Here is a 17984-nt window from a genome sequence, read left to right as displayed (position 1 = left end):
TACGCAAAAAAGACCGCATCCGAAGAAGCGGTCTTTGAACATACAAAGCCTGTGACGTTTCCTCCGCTGGCATTACCCAGATCAGGTTTTACGGTCGATGGCATAGGGCCATCCTCTCAGCCCGGCTATTTCCGAGCTCCCGTGTCTATGAAGTTGTCTTTAACAGGATATCCTAAACTCTGGGAAAGCACAAGCTATTCTTGGGAGATTTGCCGCCGGATTTCAAGCGCGGTTCCAAGAGAACGGGCCGCCCGGTCCAATGAAAGAAGCGAATTCGTACCGTGTTGGAAGCTTAACAGCGCGTGTTCCAAGGTGGCGGCATACGGATTGATCTCCTCCAAAACGAGACGCTGCGCGCCGGAGGCGGTGTGTTCCATCAAAGCGGCATCGGACTGGTCTCCAGAATCCTGTTCAAGAAAAACCAGCTTGCCGGATTCAAAATAAGCTTCATAGCCGACAGTAAAGGGATATCCGTCAGGCATTCCAGAGGAAGAGACAACTTCCGCAATCGTGCCTTCTTGCCTGAATACCGCCCGAACCAGCGACTGCCGCGCATCCCTATATTCCGTCCCCCAAGCGGATCGAAGCTCCGGCGAATCCATTAACCCTTCGATAAAGTCCAATTCGTGAATCATGAACTGGATAGGGAGGGAGCCGAGGCCCAGATCACCCCAGAGCGGGGGCGTCTCCCTTTTTAAAGTGAGTGACAACAGCTTGCCGTACGTGCCTTTCAGGCAGGACTCCCGAAGATATGTAAAGGCCGGGTCAAAATGGATAAACCGGTTAACGAGTACCCTTTTGCTGGTTCGCCTTTCCGCATCCAGCATCGCCGCAGCTTCTTCCATGGAGCAGCATACGGGCGTTTCGCAGAACACATGCTTTCCATGCTCAAGCGCCATGACCGCAACTTCGGCATGAAGCGGGGAGGGTAGACACAAATCGATGACATCTATATCCAGATCGCGCAAAAGTCCATCCAAATCCCGGGTAATCTCTACCTTCAACTCACTTTCCAATTCAGCCAGCTTGTTTTTATCTCTTCCGAACACGACCACGCGTCCGCACAGGTCCATATTTTTCAGCAGGCGGGCATGATATGCCCCAAATCCCGTCCCGAGTACGCCAATATTCATGAATTCCATCTCCTTCAATCGTTCTTGCTCTATGATATACTTGTATTGTTGACAGCTAAGTGGCAACGATATGGAAATCACCCTATGAAAAAATTCTATGGTCCGCTAAAGGAGGTCAAGCGATGAGACTGCACCGGCTGGTTGCGATTTTACTGCTGATGGAGTCCAGAGGAAAAATAAAAGCCAAAGAGCTCGCGGAAGCGCTCGAAACCTCCGTCCGTTCGATTTATCGCGATGTGGATACGCTCGCCGAAGCCGGCGTTCCGATTGTCAGCACTCCGGGACCTTCCGGCGGCCTTTCACTGATGGAAGGCTACACCGTTGGTCTGAACAGCCTGCATAGCGACGATGTCGTTCACCTGTATCTCACGGGGCTCGGCATTTACTCCGGCGCGGGAACCGAGTCGGGACATAAGCTCAAGAATGCGCTGCTGAAGCTGGAAAAAACGCTTCCGGACGCCTACAAACCGGATCTGCATAAGGCAAAATCCCGGTTTTTTTTCGATGATACGCCCTGGTGGAGCGAGCGACCGGCGGTTCCCTGCCTGGAAAAGATCAGGGCCGCGCTTTGGAAGTCGCATAAGCTGACGATTCATTACATGAAGCCGGGGGGCGAAACATCGCTCCGAAGTGTACGTCCTTATGGGCTGGTGGTGAAGCAGGGGGAGTGGTACCTGGCCGCTTACTGCGAGATGGCGGAGGAAGTGCGGATCTTCAAATGCGAGCGGATCGCTGAAGCCCGAGAGGAAGAGGAAACGTTCGGGATTCCTGCCGATTTCTCGCTGGAGGCTTATTGGAAAGAGCGGAATGAGTCTTTTAAGCTGTCGAGACGAGAGGATGAGCAGTACCCGGTCGTTCTCAAAGTGAAAGAGCCGGGCGTCAATTTGCGGGACAAGCTGGATATTTTGCACGAAGCCTTGGAAAAGGATACGGTTCTGCTGACAGTGAATATGTACGGGTATGAGGCGGCCTGCCGGGATGTGTTGGGATTTGTCGGTTATGCCGAGGTGATTGCTCCAGAGGAGCTTCGGACTTTTGTGCGGAGAAAACTTTCGGAGCTTAAGGAATGGTATGCGGAATGAATAAAAGCCGTCTTCTCTCCCGAAGGAGGAAGGACGGCTTTCCAAGTTCCCAAGTATGTGCGCCGATTGCCTTAAATAATACGATGTCCGCCGTCGACGTGAAGAACGGTTCCGGTCACAAAGCCGTTTTGGATCAGGTACAGCACGCCTTGCGCGGTATCTTCCGCTTTACCCACCCGTTGTACCGGCAGTTTGCCCGCCACCGATGTATAAAAGTCATTTCGCGCGTCTTCCGGCATTTTACTTCTCGAAGGCGTATCGATGATACCCGGCGACAAAATATTCACCCGAATGGGAGCGAGCTCCAAGGCCAGCGTCTGCCCCAAATTAGAAACCGCAGCGTTAACTGCGCCCAGTACGGACGAGCCGATCATCGATTTGTAGGCGACAACACCGGAGAACAAGGTAATGGAACCGTTCGGTGATATGTTTGGCGCACCGTATTTTGCCGCATAGTATTGGCCCCAGAATTTGCTCTCGAACAACTCGCGGGCTTGGGCGGTTTCCGTGTGGAGGAAAGACCCTCCGGAAGTTACTGCGGCGCTGATGACCAGATGATCGAACGTGCCGATCGTTTCAAAAAAGGACTTCACCTGCTGTTCGTCCGTCGTATCCAGCGTATGGGCCGACGCTTTCGCGCCCAGTTGTTCTTTCGCGTTCTGCAGTTTCTCTTCCGACCGGCTGGCAATAATGACTTCCCCTCCAAGTGCTATGACTTGTTTGGCCGCCTCCAGACCAATTCCGGAGCTTCCTCCGATAATGACAACTTTCTGATTTTGCAGCATAACATATCCTCCTCATAGTCGTACTTAGTGTTTTTCTAGAGCGTTGCTCAGTCGATTAAGCACCCAGCACTTCGTGCAGATGGGCTTCCAGTTCGGACAGATATTGATCCAGCTTCGGATTCTTGATGACATCGTAGCAGGCAAAGCTTTTTAATGCCTCCATGCCGAGAAATTCCTGAACACGATGCAGATGTTCGATTGCCTCGTCCAGCTTTTCCCCTTTAAAGAACTGCTGCGGATCGCCAAATGCCTGCTCGGGAGCGTTCCAGGTGGTGGAGAACATATATTTTTTACCGGTTAACAAGCCGCCTTCTCCGTACCGGTCTCCGCCCTTGAAAAAGATGCCATACTCATACACTTCATCCATATACGTTTTGAACAGCCCGGGAATACTGAACCAGTAGATGGGCGTTTGGTAGATGACCACGTCGGCCCACAAAAACTTCCGATGCTCTTCTTCGTTGTTGTACCCGTTCTGAATAATCGTGGTTTGCACGTTGTTCTTTTCACTTAAAATACTTACCATCCGATCCACCAGGGTCTGGTTCAATTTACCTTCCGCGCCGCCGTATTGTTCATGGCCGTTGATGATCAGAATATTTTTCATTTCTCCGACTCCTTTATATATAAGGTTTAACACATGGATATTATATAAGCAGTAAGTTCATTAAGGGAAGTAGTGATATTAAATTCATATAGTTTCCGAAAATATATTTTTGTGATATGATTGGGTTTACCAAGTAAAATATTTTTATGGAGGATGTTTTCGATGAGCGAGAATGAACCCGTCGTTCTAACGAAAGGAGCGCCCGGCGAGTCATGTCCCATTGCCAAGACGCTGGACGTGATCGGGACAAAATGGACGTTTTTAATTATCCGGGACCTGCTAATCGAAGGGACGCTTCGCTTCAGTGATCTGCTCAAATCGATGGACGGCATCAGTCCGAAGACCCTGTCGCTCCGTCTTAAAGAGCTGGAAGAGAACGGTGTAGTGGAACGCAAGGTTTATCCGGAAGTGCCTCCGCGCGTAGAATATACAATTACTGAGAAGGGAAGACAGCTGGAAGGGATTTTTATCGAGTTAAAAAGATTTGGCCTGCGTTTGTAATCCTGCTGCGGCAGCTTACGCTCCTTATTCCAGCACAAAAAAGACCGCTTCGCGAGGAAGTGGTCTTTACCTGTTTATAGCGTCGAAGGCAGGGTAAAGGAAGGAGTGGGACGATAAAATCGCCTGCTTATCCGGCTTTTTTGCCCTGACACTTTTTGCATACCGTCAGCTTTTCGCCTTGAGCTCCTACTGCGGTGTATAACAGTTTGATCCGTGTGCTGCCGCACAGAGGACATGTGCCTCTTGCCCGGGAAGGCATCCGCCACAGCGCTTTGCCGCGCTTGTTTTTAGCCATGTTCGATTCCACCTCTGCCCAAATACTTGATCTCGCTGTTATTCTATGCGGGCGGGCGGCAGGCGGTTCGGCAGGGCGGCTTTGAAGAATGATTGCGTTTTCCAGCAACTTACACTATAATTAGTACCAGGTACTAATATCAGCTTATAATCCAATATGAGGTGATCCGGATGGCAGGAGCAAGAATAACCGCAATAGGAAGTTACGTGCCAGGCACAAGATTAACCAATTCTGATCTGGAGCGGATGGTCGACACGAATAATGAATGGATTATTCAAAGAACCGGAATTCAGGAGCGCAGAATTAGCCGTCCGGATGAATTCACCAGTGAATTGTGCGTTGCTGCAGTAAACAATCTGATTCAGCGATTTAATAAAAACGTAGAAGACGTAGATATGGTTATCGTTGCGACGAGTACGCCGGATTTTACGTTCCCCTCGGTTGCCAGCCTTGTTCAGGACCGGTTACATATCGCCCAGACGGGAGCGATGGATCTAAGCGCGGCATGCTCGGGATTTGTCTATGCGCTGCATGTTGCGCACAGTTTGATTTCATCCGGACTTCACAAGAAAATACTCGTCATCGGCGCGGACACCATGTCCAAAATCACGGATTACACCGATCGGACCACTTGCGTGCTATTTGGCGATGGAGCCGGCGCCGTGCTGGTCGAACAGGATGACCACTTTCAAAGCTTCATGGGGTATCACCTCGAAAGTGAAGGGAGCGGGGCGCACCATGTCTACCGGGCTAATTTAGCGAATAAAGTAAAGGACATCGAATTGGTCGATACAAGAAGCCTTGTGCAAAATGGCCGGGAGGTGTACCGGTGGGTGGTCCGGAAGATTCCTGGCGGGATCAAAGAGCTTTTAACTAAAACGGACATGACCATAGACGAAGTGGACTGGTTCATTCCTCATAGCGCCAACCTGCGGATCATCGAGCCGATCTGTGAAAAAATAGAACACCCGATGGACAAGACGCTGTACAGCTTGGTTCACTTCGGAAATACTTCAGCTGCTACCATCCCATTATCTCTCGACCTCGGCATTCGCGAAGGAAAAGTTAAAAATGGGGATCGGGTTCTTTTGTACGGCTTTGGCGCCGGTTTGACCCATGCCGGGCAGCTGATGGAGCTGAGATTGGACGAACAAGTTGCGGTGCCGGGGGCTTTGTGAAAAAAATGAATAAGCTGTCTCGCGACACAAATCATGTCACAATTCATATTTTGACACTCGTCTTGCAATTATTTTTTTGAGTATGAATCTTGGAATTTTTGAAATTAGTTTCATATTTCCCGGATAAATAACAGACTTATTTTTAAGTAATGAATCAACTGCAACTTTAGCAACATTTTCTGGCGGCATTAAGAATTTTTTTTGATTTGTATTCCCTGCGTTATTAAAAAAATTCGTATCGGTGTCCCCGGGACAAAGACAACTTACTGTAATATTTGAGTGTCTTAACTCATGTCTTAATGCTTCTGTAAACGATAAAACAAATGCTTTTGTCGCGCCATAGACACTATAGTATGGTAATGGGTAAAGAGCGGCTATACTTGCTACATTTAAAATATAGCCCTTCTTACGCTTCTTAAGTTCTGGAATGAAATAATGAACCAAACCAACTAAACTATTGATGTTCAGTGCAATCATACTTATTTGTTTCTCTACGCTTAAATTATGGAACTCTCCGAATAAACCTACGCCAGCGTTATTTATAATCGCTTGAATTTTTATATTACGTTCTTTGCACCATTCGTAAATCGATTTGGAAGCATTCTCTTCCAGTAAATCGATTGATACAAAAAGAACATTAACCTTATAGTTAGTGTTTAATTGATTAGCTAACTCCTCTAGAGCGTTTTTATTTCTTGCGATTAATACTAGATTACGACCTCTTATGGCAAACTCTTTGGCAATCTCTTTTCCAATTCCGCTGCTTGCTCCTGTAACTAGGGTATATTCTTCACAATTATTTAATACGTTCATTTTTCTCCTCCTATGCTTCTGCTGTATTGGCGCAAAAAGCATACAACAAGAGAAGAGCTTTTTCATTTACATTTGTAAATTACTAAGTTTATTTTTTATTCTACTCAGAGAAACAGGGGAAACGCCTAAAAATGAAGCAATGTATTTCTGCTTAATACGTTTTTCAATATTCGGGTACTTTCGAATCAGATTAACGTATCGTTGTGTTGCGTCTTCTAATATAAAACTAGACTCTCGATATTCTTTGTAGATTATTGTTTCATCTTGTAATGCTTTTATAACTTTTAACCATGTGATGTTATCTTTCGTTATTTTTTCGAAGGAAGGATACTCGGTTATCAATAAAATACAACTTTCTAATGCCTCAATATAGTATTTAGCATGTTGATTTAAAATTAATGCTGAATACCCTAGTATGGAACCCTTGAAAAAAAAGTTTTTGGTCGAGTCATTGCCATTTTTATCTATATAATAACTTCTTAGTAATCCCGAAACATTGAAGGCTAATTTGCTTGGCAAGTCACCCTCCCTTATAAAGAAATCGTTTTTAGTTAACTTAATGGGTTTAAATGTTTCCATTACATTCTTTTTTTCTTGTTCAGAAAATTGAATATGAGTCAATTTTTCTAAACGATCTATCATGAAATCGTAATACTTCGTATACAAGACAGTTCCTCTTTTCCCGATTGATTATTTCAATTATAGGGAGTCCCCAGATTTGTGTCGCATTACATAAGGTCATAATTGATCAAAAAAGCGGTCATTTATGCCGCGAAAAAACAGCGTATAACATATATTATACGCTGTTTTTGATTTAAGCGATTTTTATTCGTGCGGATGGAGAAGTGGACGGGCGGATTTGCTCCATTTTTTGGTTATTTTAACGGTTTCGGAAGTGCGGCGGCGAATAATCCCTTATTCGTCTGAACGAGAAGCGTGCCATTGACCGTATAGGCGTTACCAATCTCTGTAGCTTTCGTTGAGATACGCCCGAGCCTTTTGCCCGTCGCCGCCTCGATCAAGTAAAAGTCTCCGTTATCCAAACTGACGAACACGCCCCTACCTATGGCTTGGACACGGGCAACGGGAGTGGGAAAGCGGCCGTAGGACACTTTACTAAGATTACCAAGCTTGACACCGATCAATTCGGTTCCCTGTGAAAAGAAAGCCATCCCGTTTTCCGGGCCAGCCAACCATTTTCCATACTGTTCATAGCTGACAGGTTTGGCATTGCTGTCTTGCCCTAAAGTATAGCGGCGAAGGAAGGCTTCATTCTTCTCGAGATTTCCGTCGGCAGTATAGAGATAGGGGCCTTTAATTAAGGTATAGCTGTTGCCGAGTCGGCTTACATCATTAAGAGGAGTATAGTTCTCCGTTTTGGTCACCTTTCCAGTCCGGGGACTCAGTTGAACCCAAGTGACCAAATAACCGGGAGCCGCCACTCCGCCGGTAACCGTTGAAAGGTCCGGCGGCCGGCGCATCATAAGCTGTCCGTTCCGGTGGGCGAGGAAGGAGTAAACGCCCTCGGTTCTCCACCGTTGTTTGCCGGTCGCGGGATCAAGGCCGAAAAATTGCGTCCGGTAATTATCGATCGTACTGGACACGATGAGTACGCCGTCATATTGGCCGATCAGGGAGCTGGCGTACATGGGCAATGCTGTGTTTTCCCATTTTTTCTTGCCGTTAGAAGGATTGTAGGCGGCGAGTCCGCCGTTTTCGTTAAAATAAATCAAGGCTCCGTTTACAAATCCGGCATGCGCTCCAGTCTCAGGCGAGGTACCGATCCCTTTCGCTTTCCAGATTATCTTCCCGTTTCGGGCATCCGCACGCACCAGATTGCCGCTGCTTGTAATGTAAAAGACGGAATTGCCTGTTATTACTTCGGGATACTGTCCTCCCGGGATGGACCATTTCACCTTGCCTGTCGCTAGATCTGCCGCTATGAGCTTGCCGCTTGCTGCATAGTATACAAGGCCGTTTATTACGGGGGCCTGCTTTTCATAAAGTCTGCTTCCGTTCGTTTGTGCCTGCCAAAGCAGTTTAAGCGCTGGAGTTGCGGAGTCGACAGCAGTGGAAACGGTAGAGGTATTGCCATGTACGGTATCGGCCGCCGCGATATGTCCGTAAAGACCATCACCGGCGGTAAGCAGCGATGTGGCGAGCAGCGCGTTCAGAATATAGGTTGTTTTTTTCAACAGATCATCTCCTTGTTATTCTTCTATGTATTTGACTCCTGAAGTGGCGAGAAAGTTGCTAAATATGGAAAATCAATCCAAAGAACAAAATTGGTTAACATAAAATATATTATGTAAACTAATATCAATTCCGCCAGTCAGACGGGAAATACAGAACGGCTTTACTAAAGGACGCCCAACCGCTTATATAAGATGAACTTGAAAAATGGCATCAGGGCAAGGAGTAACGAAGGGGAAGTTTGGAACTGTAGGAGCGATAGCGATCGCCTTTGTCTCCGGATTTCATCTGCAGAGAGCGGTATAAATCAAGAAATCTGGGGACAACAGCGGCCGGAAGTCCAAACATTCCTCGTAGTTACGACTGATATCTGATGGAAAAATCTTAAGTTCAGCTTATATAGGGTACAAATCCCGTTAAACCAGGATACTTCATTACATTAAAAAAACGCCGGCAGAGCTTCATCCGATGCTCTGCCGGCGTTTTTCGATATGTGCTATTAGGACACTTCACTCCGCTGCTCCGGGCGTTTCACCGGCGCAGGCTGGGTCTTAATGGCCGTCTTCCGCTTATTATTATAATAGGAAAAAGTCAAATAAAAAACAGCGATGATGCCGGGGTAGGCAATCGCCATTCCGGTGAACGGGAACACAGCTGCCGTTGCGGCAAAGGAAATCCAGCTGATGGTCACTCCGAACCGGCTGCCCTTGAGCAGCCGGATTCCCGCCGCGCAGCCTCCGATATAAGTCAGGATAAAGGTGGCGTTCGGGAAGGTGATGAGGGTAGTCAGCGACACAAGGCCGCTGCCGTACAGTGTCATCACTGTTGTAAAGCACAGCAGCAGGAAGGCCAGCGCGCCGATCGGCGTATGGAACCGGCCGGACATACGGCTCATCCACTGAGGGGCGTGCCCCTGGCGGGCCATTGCATAGGCCACCCTTGAAGCGGCGCCGACATAGGCGATGATCGTGGCGGTGCAGATGAACAGACCCGTAAGTCCGGCGACCAGTCCGCCCCAATGTCCAAGCGGCCGGGTGATCATCCAGACCAGCGAGGAGGAGCTTCCTTTAAGGTAGCTTTCGGTGCCGACCACGGCCAGCGCCGTGAGGAAATAGAGCGCGCCGACAATGATAGCAGAGATGGTAACCCCTTTAACTGCTGCGCGCTGCGGGTCCTTGAATTCTTCGGACAGATGGGACACCGCTTCCCAGCCGATAAAGCACCAGAACAGAATGGCCGTTGCCTTGCCAACGTTCATCCAGCCGTGCGGAACAAACGGCGTGAAAGAGGCGCTGTCCATTCGGGGCAGCGCGGCGGCAAAAGCAAAGACGAGCACGGCAACGATGGCCACTACGACGGCGATTTGCACTTTTCCGGCGAGCTGCATGCCGACCCAGTTCATGCCGAGCCCTGTAGCAAGAATTGCGGCAGCCAGCGCGATTCGCGCCGGTTCGCCCCAGCCCATGGCGGCGGACATATAGCCCCCTCCGGTCAGGGCGGCTACGGGGGCGCCGATCGGGACGGACATCAGGAAGAACCAGCCGACCAGCGTACCGGCGCGTTCTCCGAAAGCAAGCGTTACGAAATGGGATACGCCGCCGGCGTTGGGGAATTTCGCGGAGAGCAGCCCCATCGAGAGCGCCATCGGCAGAATCAGCAGCGTCATGAATCCCCAAGCGAGCAGCGAAGCAGGCCCCGCCATTTCCGCTGCCAGTCCGGGGACGATCAGGATCCCCGATCCGAGCACCGCGCCGATATATAGAGCGATCGCCTGCGGCATCCCGATATGGTTTTGCAGCGAATTGGATTCCTTCATTACAATCATCCAGCCTTTCTTGTTTCTTTCTTGTCTTTTTTTAAAGAGTATCAGATAATGGTCCTATTGGAAAAACGGAATGTTTAGATGACATCCATTCAAAATTCCGATGGAAGGGTGCGTGTCGATGGAATCCCGTCATCTTTTTACTTTTTTGGTCGTGGTGGAAGCCGGGAGCTTCACCCGGGCCGCGCAGAAGCTGGATTACGCCCAGTCCAGCATTACGGCGCAAATTCAGGCTCTGGAGAACGAGCTGGGTCAACCTCTGTTCAACCGGATCGGCAAAAGAATTACTCTGACCGACGCCGGACGCCGCCTGCTGCCGTATGCCCAGGAGATTTCCAAAATGCACGCCATGGCCGAGAACGCGCTGCGCTCGCAAAGCGGCATCGGTGGATCGCTCAAGATCGGCGGGCCCGAATCCCTTGCGGCTTTCCGGCTGCCCGGAATCATCCGTGAATACCGGGAAAAGTATCCCCAGGTGGAGATGATCTTAAAACCCGGTTTCTGCTGGGATTTGCGGGAAATGATCCGCTCGGGCGAGGTCGATTTGGCCTTTCTGCTGCAGCCCGAGCAGGAGGACCGGGATCTGCATATCGAAACGCTGGTGCAGGAGGAGATGGCGCTCGTGGCGCCGGTGAATCACCGGCTGGTTCGCCTATCCGCAGTCGAGCCGTCCGATCTGAAAGAGGAGACGATTCTGCATACGGAGACGGGCTGTTCGTACCGGATATTGTTTGAGCAGCATTTGAATGCGCATGGCGTGTATCCGGACCCGAAGCTGGAATTCTGGAGCATTGAAGCGATCAAGCAGTGCGTGATGGCCGGTCTGGGCATATCTTTTTTACCGCTGGTTACGGTGCAAAAAGAACTCTCGGAAGGAACGCTTGCGCGGCTGATCTGGGATGATGAATCCCAGCGGGTGGCGACCCAGGTTGCGTATCACCGGAAAAAATGGAAGTCTCCTGCGCTCGAAGCTTTTATGGAAATGGTGCAAAAACATGCGGCGGGGTGGCAGCGCCAAGGTGTTCCCGGCTAAGTTGTGATTTGCTATAATAAGAGGTCGGTAAAAGGGGAGGAGGAAATCCAGAATGGACGAAGCTCTACTGGAGTATGAGGAAGAACTCGAAGCTTTTAACGTCTGGATGAAGGATGCGGGCTATACCCCGTATACCCAAAAATCGTATCTGGCCGATATCCGGCAGTTCCTGAACAGTCTAAACGGCAAGAAACTGGATACTGTCAAAAAGCTGCACGTCATCTCCTTCCTGACCTCCATGCGCGAACGAGGAGTCAGCGACACGACGAGGAACCGCAAGCACGCTTCGGTCAGCTGTTTCTTCAAATCACTGATCGAGCTTGAACTGCTTACCGCCAATCCCGCATCAGGCATCAAGAAGTCCAAGACCGAGAAGAACCGGGAGCCGGTCTTCCTGGACGAGGACGATATGCGGCTTTTTCTGGCTCATGTCGACGGCAAGTACCGAGAGCGCAATCTGGCGATTTTTTTGCTGATGGCCTATATGGGTCTGCGCGTCGGAGAGGTACATACGCTGGGTTTGGGGGATTATCATCCAGAGCGGCGCACCCTGCGCGTCTTCGGCAAAGGCCGCAAATGGCGAAACGTTCCGGTGCCGGCGGACATCGCCCCCTATTTGGAGCAAGCGCTTGAGGAACGGCTGACGCCTTGGCGGGGAAGCAGGGAAGACGCGATGTTCATTTCGCAAAAAGGCCGTCGCCTTTCGATCCGCGCCATCCAAGGGATAGCCGCCGAGACCTTTCAGCGGTTCCAGAGCGGGATTCCGGCTGTTCGCAGGCGTGCTTATTCCAGCCACAAGCTTCGGCATTCTTTTGCTACGATGCTGCTCAGGAAGGGCGCGGATTTGCGGACCGTACAAGAGCTGCTTGGCCATTCCTCGATTCAGACAACGACGGTGTACACCCATATTACGGACAGGGAAAAAGAAGAAGCCATGTCCCGCCTGCAGCTCCAGCTTTAAAATCTAACATTGATAAATGAGGTAAGCAGATGAAATTCAACGTCCGGTTTCTGTCCTTTTATGTGATACAGGTCGAAGGAAAAGAAGGGCAAGGCGCGAAATCGTACAAGCATTACCAGACTCTGGATGAAGAAGAGTATGAACACAGCGAGATCAAGAAATTCCTCGACGGGGAGTTTACGCGGACCGCAAAGCGCAAGGTGGAGAAGAATCCAAACACGGAACAGGCCCCGACCAAGATCGGACGGTTTCTGGTGGAGCCGGGGTACGACCTTGACAGCAATCCGAACTTTAATCAGCTGACGCGGCTGCGCGCGGCCGATGACGTGGAATCCTTTCACAATTTCGGGGATGATCTGGTCCGAAGCTACCTTGATACGAGTGCGGTACGCGGGGGAGCGCTTATTGTTTCCCAGGCCGTTCTCCATACCCACGGGGATGATCCGTTCGTGTTCATTATGAAATGCGATTTTGAGCCCAAGATTGCCCGGATTTCCGATGAGCGCAGTTTGATCAGCGAAGTGGAAATGGCGATCAGCGCCCGCAACATGAAGTCGATTCAATATCCTTATATGCTCGAGGAAGGCATGGTGGAGGAGTGGGAGCTCAAGATCCATCAGTCTTCGCACGCCCGGTATTTTGAGGATTTTCTGAAGTTCGTGACGTACGAGCAGTCGATTCCCGAGATTGTGAACGACCATGTCATGGAGTATGTGCAGAGCTACGTGGAGACAAAATGGCCCGACGAGTCCCATGAGGAACGCCAGCAGACCGAGCGCGATCTGGAGCTTTGGGCCGCAAGCGAGAAGCGGGACATCCAGAACAAATGGGAGCCTGAGGAAGTCATTGAAGCGGCGGCGAGGATTATCGACATCAAGCCGGAAATCGAGCTGAAATTCAAAATCGGGGACACCTATGTCAAAGGATTTCTCGCGGATTTCGGCGACAAAATCCATATCGCCTCGCTCGGCGACCGTTATGCGCTTGTGATCGAAGGCTCTTCGTTTACTTTTGATAAAGGATTTTCGCCTGTGGAGCTGCTGCAGCCGGAGCCATTTGACCGGCTGGCGGACCGCCTGCTGGAGAAGAAGTGGTCGGAGGAAGACGGAGAACCCGGAGTAGAATAGAGAGTCAATAGGGAAGTCGAACACAATTTAATGAAGCCGCCGGCTGTTAAAGCGCGCAGCGGCTTCTTATCTGTTGCATGTCCAAATTCAGACGAACAAGGCTTGTCTTACAGCTCCAGCTTCGCGATTTCGGCCTTAAGCTTCTCGGCAGACTGCTGGAATAAATTCCGCTCCTCGTCGCTCAGCGGGAGATTCAGCACCTCACGGACACCGGAACGGTCCACAACGCACGGTGCGCCGAGGAAGACATCCGATACGCCGTTATAGTTGTTCAGCAGCGTCGATACGTTCAGGACGGCGCCTTCATTGCTGAGGATGGCCTCCACAATCCGGTCGAGCGCCAGTGCGATTGCATAGGAGGTCGCCCCTTTGGCGTTAATGATTTCATAGGCGGCGTTTTTCGTGTTCTCGTAAATTTCCTTGCGGGCCTCGTCGTCAAACCCAAATCGATGCCGCCGCTGATGTTGGCGAGGCTCCATACGGGAACCTCGGAATCTCCGTGCTCGCCGATGATCGAACCGTGAATGCTGCGGGGATCGATCTCTTTGTTCTTCCCGATCAAGTAGCGGAAACGGGCGCTATCGAGGACGGTGCCCGACCCGATGACGCGCCGGCGATCAAATCCGCTAATTTCCAGAGTAGCGTAAGCAAGAATATCAACCGGGTTGGTTGCGATCAACAAAATGGCGTGGGAATTATATTTCGTAATCTTTTGGATAATATCCCGGAAAATCGAAATATTTTTGCGCAGAAGGTCGATGCGCGTCTCGCCTGGCTTCTGTGAAGCCCCCGCGGTTACGATGATAATGTCCGCGTCGCGGCAGTCTTCGTAGGTTCCGGCCCACAGCTTTACACCGCCGACAAAAGGCATCCCGTGGTTCATGTCGAGCGCTTCGCCAAGCGCCTTTTGGTGGTTGACATCAATTAATACGAGTTCGGGCATGCGGCGGCGCAGCAGCAATGTGTAAGCAGTGGTCGTACCAACGGCACCAGTGCCGATAACGACGACGCGGTTGGGTTTGAAGGGGGGGGCCATAGTTCCATCTCCTCTTTGATAGTGTGAATTTTTTATGTCCAATCTTAACCATCATATCTTCATTCGATAGTCTTTTCAAGAACCCGTTATTTAATCCATTACCCATTAATCACAGGTAGTACAACGGAGATCAGGGGAGGTGCGGTACTTTTTGTTTACGGTTTCTTCAATTGTCATGTACATGGGGGCGACGGTATTGCTTATTCTTATTCCCGGGCCAGATCTTATCTTCGCGGTGACTCAAGGCGCTGCAAACGGCAGGAGAGCGGGCGTCTATACAGCCGCTGGGCTGGCCGCCGGGAACATTGTCCATACCCTTGAAATTACGATTATGGATACGCGCCATTACAAATGATAGTATTGGGACTTCTTTTTATTGTGCTGACCGCCATTATTTTCGTCCTGCTGGGCATTAAGCTTTTGACCACAACCCCTTAAATCTTACAACTTAGACTGGAGAGAATTGCAGCATGAATCTACTTCGCAAAAAAACGCTTGACGCTTCCCGGGTAAGCGGCGAGGGCAAGCTGAACAAGACTTTGGGCGCCCTGGATTTGACGGCGCTTGGCGTCGGCGCCATCATCGGCACCGGCATCTTCGTGATGACCGGCGTGGCTGCGGCCGAGCACGCGGGTCCGGCGCTTGTACTTTCTTTTGTCATTGCGGCACTTGCTTGTGCTCTGTCTGCGCTCTGCTATGCCGAGTTCGCCTCGACACTACCTGTATCCGGCAGCGCCTACGCTTACAGCTATGTGGCCTTCGGCGAGCTGCTCGCCTGGATACTGGGCTGGGACCTGGTGCTGGAATACGGGGTGGCCGCCGCCGCGGTAAGCAGCGGGTGGTCGGGTTACTTTCAGGGACTGCTTGAAGGCTTCGGCGTACATTTGCCGACCGCTTTATCGGGAGCGTATAATGCAGACGAGGGAACTTTTATCAATTTGCCGGCAGTGGTCATCATTTTGCTCATCTCCTATCTGCTGACCCGGGGAGTGAAGGAGACGGCCCGCTTCAATGAAGTGATGGTCGTCATCAAGATCGCCGTCGTGCTGCTGTTTATTTTTACCGGCATATTCTATGTAAAGCCCGAGAACTGGACGCCGTTTATGCCGTTTGGCTTTCACGGGATCATGAACGGCGCGGCGACCGTATTCTTTGCCTATATCGGATTTGACGCGCTGTCCACCGCCGCCGAAGAAGTCAAGCGGCCCCAGCGGGATTTGCCTATTGGCATTATCTCCTCGCTGGCCATTTGCACCGTTCTGTACATTGCCGTTTCGCTCGTTCTGACCGGCATCGTTCCTTACCAGAGCCTGAATGTCAGCGATCCGGTGTCTTTTGCCCTGCGGTTCGCCGGACAAGACATGATTGCAGGACTCATTTCTGTCGGCGCGATTACAGGCATGACCACTGTGCTGCTTGTCATGCTGTTCGGCCTGGCGCGGCTGCTATTTGCGATTTCCCGCGACGGCTTGCTGCCAAAGGCCATGTCCAGTGTCAACTCCAAGACACATACGCCCGTCCGAAGCACGTGGATGGTAGGAGTCGTGATTGCGGCTTTGACGGGATTTATTCCGCTTGACCGGCTGGCCAACCTGACGAGCATCGGAACGCTGTTTGCCTTTGTTGTCGTCTCGCTCGGCGTTATCGTGCTGCGTCGTACTCATCCCGGACTTACACGCGGATTTACGGTTCCTTGGGTGCCTGTCATTCCGTTGCTCAGCGCCGCGGCCTGCGCCTATTTAATGTACAATCTCGGCAAGGAGACCTGGATCGGCTTCTTTGTCTGGCTTGTCGCCGGACTTGCGATTTACGCGCTGTACGGATATCGCAGCAGTCAACTGAACGGAGACAGCAACCGTTAAACCATAGAACACTTGTGAACAATCGAAAGGAGAGAGAGCTTTGCCTTTACTGGCTCTGTGCCTGAAGCATCTGAGAAAATTATTCGTCGTTCTTCCGGCAGCGCTGATTCTGGCATCCTGTTCATCTCCCCCGCCGGAGCCCTCGCCGCAGCCTCAGCCGACGGAGAAGCCGGAAGAAGGGCAGACGATTACTCTGATCACGCCCGATGCGGGCAACATCGACTCGTCCAAGGCGTCGAAATATCAGATTCAGACGCGGTTGACCGACTTTCACCTGTTTAGCGAATCGGAAGGACTGGCTTGGGGCGTGACCAAAAATGCGCTGCGTCTCTACTTGACCCGGGATAACGGGAAGACGTGGACTAATATTTCTCCCGCTTCCGCCGTCCAGTTCTCGTCGAATCCCGTTTACGGCCGGGATATCTTCTTCACGGACTCCGATAACGGCTGGATTATCCGGCAGACGTTCGGAATGATGGAGACCATTGTGCTGCGCACCAGGGACGGGGGGAAGAGCTGGAAAATCTCTCCGCTCAGCCAGGGGAGCAAAATATCTTCGGCTTATTTTTCCTCACCGTTTAAGGGTTGGCTGATGGCAACCTGGGACACCGAGGAGAGCCGCGAGAGCAAGGCGCTGTATATGACGGATGACGGTGGCGCAACCTGGAAGACCATTATGCAAAATGATCAGTATTCGCCGAACTCTCCCCATCCGGCGCTCCCGGTTGTGGGCATAGCCGGCGGAGTGGTGTTCCGGGACGGCGAGACCGGCCTGATTCCACTGAACCGGTCAAAGAATCCGAAGCTGTACCGCACCGTTGACGGCGGATCAAGCTGGAGAGAGGTGAAGGCGCTGCCCGCTTCCGGTGCTTTTAACAATTACGATAACGTAACTTTGGGAAAGCCGGAATTCTTCGGCCCGGCCACCGGCTGGATTCCGGTTGTAGGCACCAGGAAGAATACGGCTGGAAAAGTCTACAACGGCTATTTTACTACTAATGGCGGCATCGATTGGAAATGGGCGGAGTTTAATCTGGGGCTCAGGACCGGAGATAACGAGGATGTGCCGCCAACCTTTCTGAATAGCAATGACGGCTGGATCATTAACGGGAATGTATTATACCGGACAACCAATCAGGGGAGGGACTGGAAGTCGCTTCCAGCCAGTACCGTCTTGATATCCAAACTGTCCGAATATCCGAAGATCGTCAAGCTGCAGTTTATCTCCAAAGACGTCGGTTGGCTGCTGATCGAAAGAAGCAAGGATAAGCGTTCGATCTTGCTCCAGACGACCAATGGCGGCATTAATTGGCGTGTTATGTAACCGAAGCGTGCGTTTTCGAATCCGTAAGGGAGGAGGAGCGCGCGCTTTTTTTACAAAGGGTATCCAAACTTCCCTGCAAATTTCGTATCAGCTATCAGAACAAAAATAAACAATGAAAAAATTATTTAAAATTTTCTCTTCAATGTGAAAAAAATCACATTATCTGCGATGGTTCCTGTGATATATTTTACACATGGAAAGAACGTTAAAAATTTCACAAAGTCAAACAGCG

General features: G+C 50.7%; 17 protein-coding genes, 1 pseudogene and 1 riboswitch. Of the genes and pseudogenes, 9 read left to right on the top strand and 9 right to left on the bottom strand.

Translation table 11 applies throughout. The annotated features are described in order from the left end of the window. Positions 1-40 precede the first annotated feature (40 nt). Positions 41-152: riboswitch (TPP riboswitch) on the bottom strand. Positions 153-194: 42 nt separating this feature from the next. After that, positions 195-1133, bottom strand: a complete 939-nt coding sequence (locus PSAB_RS13650) for a Gfo/Idh/MocA family protein (protein ID WP_025335141.1) — start codon at positions 1131-1133, stop codon at positions 195-197. 122 nt (positions 1134-1255) lie between these two features. On the opposite strand from PSAB_RS13650, the gene PSAB_RS13645 reads away from it, so the two are divergent. Then, positions 1256-2215 (top strand): helix-turn-helix transcriptional regulator, encoded by a 960-nt coding sequence (locus PSAB_RS13645; protein WP_025335140.1) that lies wholly within the window; start codon positions 1256-1258, stop codon positions 2213-2215. A gap of 71 nt (positions 2216-2286) precedes the next feature. Here the strand turns inward: PSAB_RS13645 and PSAB_RS13640 are convergent, their stop codons facing one another. Together PSAB_RS13640 and PSAB_RS13635 are read right to left on the bottom strand one after the other, a co-directional pair. After that, on the bottom strand, positions 2287-3000 hold the full coding sequence (locus PSAB_RS13640; RefSeq protein ID WP_025335139.1) for an SDR family oxidoreductase: 714 nt from the start codon (positions 2998-3000) through the stop codon (positions 2287-2289). Between the two features lie 55 nt (positions 3001-3055). Further along, entirely contained in the window at positions 3056-3607 is a 552-nt protein-coding gene (locus tag PSAB_RS13635) for an NAD(P)H-dependent oxidoreductase (protein WP_025335138.1), read from the bottom strand. Between the two features lie 162 nt (positions 3608-3769). On the opposite strand from PSAB_RS13635, the gene PSAB_RS13630 reads away from it, so the two are divergent. After that, the gene (locus PSAB_RS13630) at positions 3770-4108 is read left to right on the top strand and encodes a winged helix-turn-helix transcriptional regulator (RefSeq protein WP_025335137.1); all 339 of its coding nucleotides are present in this window, start codon (positions 3770-3772) and stop codon (positions 4106-4108) included. Between the two features lie 127 nt (positions 4109-4235). Here PSAB_RS13630 and PSAB_RS25960 read toward each other — a convergent pair whose 3' ends face one another. After that, a complete protein-coding gene (locus tag PSAB_RS25960; protein ID WP_165093326.1) occupies positions 4236-4403 on the bottom strand; it encodes a hypothetical protein in 168 nt (55 codons plus the stop codon). Between the two features lie 170 nt (positions 4404-4573). On the opposite strand from PSAB_RS25960, the gene PSAB_RS13625 reads away from it, so the two are divergent. Next, positions 4574-5581: a ketoacyl-ACP synthase III gene (locus PSAB_RS13625; RefSeq protein ID WP_038595878.1), complete on the top strand. Its 1008-nt coding sequence runs from the start codon at positions 4574-4576 to the stop codon at positions 5579-5581. Positions 5582-5617: 36 nt separating this feature from the next. Here the strand turns inward: PSAB_RS13625 and PSAB_RS13620 are convergent, their stop codons facing one another. The 4 genes from PSAB_RS13620 to PSAB_RS13605 all read right to left on the bottom strand — a co-directional run bounded on the left by PSAB_RS13620 (position 5618) and on the right by PSAB_RS13605 (position 10403). Then, positions 5618-6394, bottom strand: a complete 777-nt coding sequence (locus PSAB_RS13620; protein WP_025335135.1) for an SDR family NAD(P)-dependent oxidoreductase — start codon at positions 6392-6394, stop codon at positions 5618-5620. A gap of 66 nt (positions 6395-6460) precedes the next feature. Beyond that, entirely contained in the window at positions 6461-7060 is a 600-nt protein-coding gene (locus PSAB_RS13615) for a Crp/Fnr family transcriptional regulator (RefSeq protein ID WP_025335134.1), read from the bottom strand. A gap of 209 nt (positions 7061-7269) precedes the next feature. Continuing rightward, positions 7270-8589, bottom strand: coding sequence for a PQQ-binding-like beta-propeller repeat protein (locus PSAB_RS13610; protein ID WP_025335133.1), 1320 nt, complete (start codon positions 8587-8589; stop codon positions 7270-7272). 497 nt (positions 8590-9086) lie between these two features. Next, positions 9087-10403, bottom strand: a complete 1317-nt coding sequence (locus tag PSAB_RS13605; RefSeq protein ID WP_025335132.1) for an APC family permease — start codon at positions 10401-10403, stop codon at positions 9087-9089. A gap of 127 nt (positions 10404-10530) precedes the next feature. On the opposite strand from PSAB_RS13605, the gene PSAB_RS13600 reads away from it, so the two are divergent. Genes PSAB_RS13600 through PSAB_RS13590 form a run of 3 tightly spaced genes read left to right on the top strand, consistent with a single transcriptional unit; the run spans position 10531 to position 13530 of the window. Further along, positions 10531-11442 (top strand): LysR family transcriptional regulator, encoded by a 912-nt coding sequence (locus tag PSAB_RS13600; protein WP_025335131.1) that lies wholly within the window; start codon positions 10531-10533, stop codon positions 11440-11442. A 52-nt stretch (positions 11443-11494) separates the two neighbouring features. Continuing rightward, entirely contained in the window at positions 11495-12403 is a 909-nt protein-coding gene (locus PSAB_RS13595; protein ID WP_025335130.1) for a tyrosine-type recombinase/integrase, read from the top strand. A gap of 29 nt (positions 12404-12432) precedes the next feature. After that, the gene (locus PSAB_RS13590; RefSeq protein ID WP_025335129.1) at positions 12433-13530 is read left to right on the top strand and encodes a DUF3900 domain-containing protein; all 1098 of its coding nucleotides are present in this window, start codon (positions 12433-12435) and stop codon (positions 13528-13530) included. A gap of 107 nt (positions 13531-13637) precedes the next feature. Here the strand turns inward: PSAB_RS13590 and PSAB_RS13585 are convergent. Further along, positions 13638-14566: pseudogene (locus tag PSAB_RS13585) on the bottom strand (L-lactate dehydrogenase). Between the two features lie 151 nt (positions 14567-14717). Here PSAB_RS13585 and PSAB_RS13580 point away from each other — a divergent pair. The 3 genes from PSAB_RS13580 (at position 14718) to PSAB_RS13570 (ending at position 17752) form a co-directional block, all read left to right on the top strand. Then, a complete protein-coding gene (locus tag PSAB_RS13580; protein ID WP_025335128.1) occupies positions 14718-14921 on the top strand; it encodes a LysE family transporter in 204 nt (67 codons plus the stop codon). Positions 14922-15036: 115 nt separating this feature from the next. Beyond that, a complete protein-coding gene (locus PSAB_RS13575) occupies positions 15037-16428 on the top strand; it encodes a branched-chain amino acid transporter BcaP (protein WP_025335127.1) in 1392 nt (463 codons plus the stop codon). Between the two features lie 40 nt (positions 16429-16468). Beyond that, positions 16469-17752, top strand: a complete 1284-nt coding sequence (locus PSAB_RS13570) for a WD40/YVTN/BNR-like repeat-containing protein (RefSeq protein WP_051529769.1) — start codon at positions 16469-16471, stop codon at positions 17750-17752. The last annotated feature ends 232 nt before the right edge of the window (positions 17753-17984 follow it).

The organism is Paenibacillus sabinae T27 (assembly GCF_000612505.1).
GTDB lineage: Bacteria > Bacillota > Bacilli > Paenibacillales > Paenibacillaceae > Paenibacillus_AQ > Paenibacillus_AQ sabinae.
The sequence above is the reverse complement of the archived record's forward strand: the minus strand, read 5'-3'. Positions and strand labels throughout refer to the sequence as shown.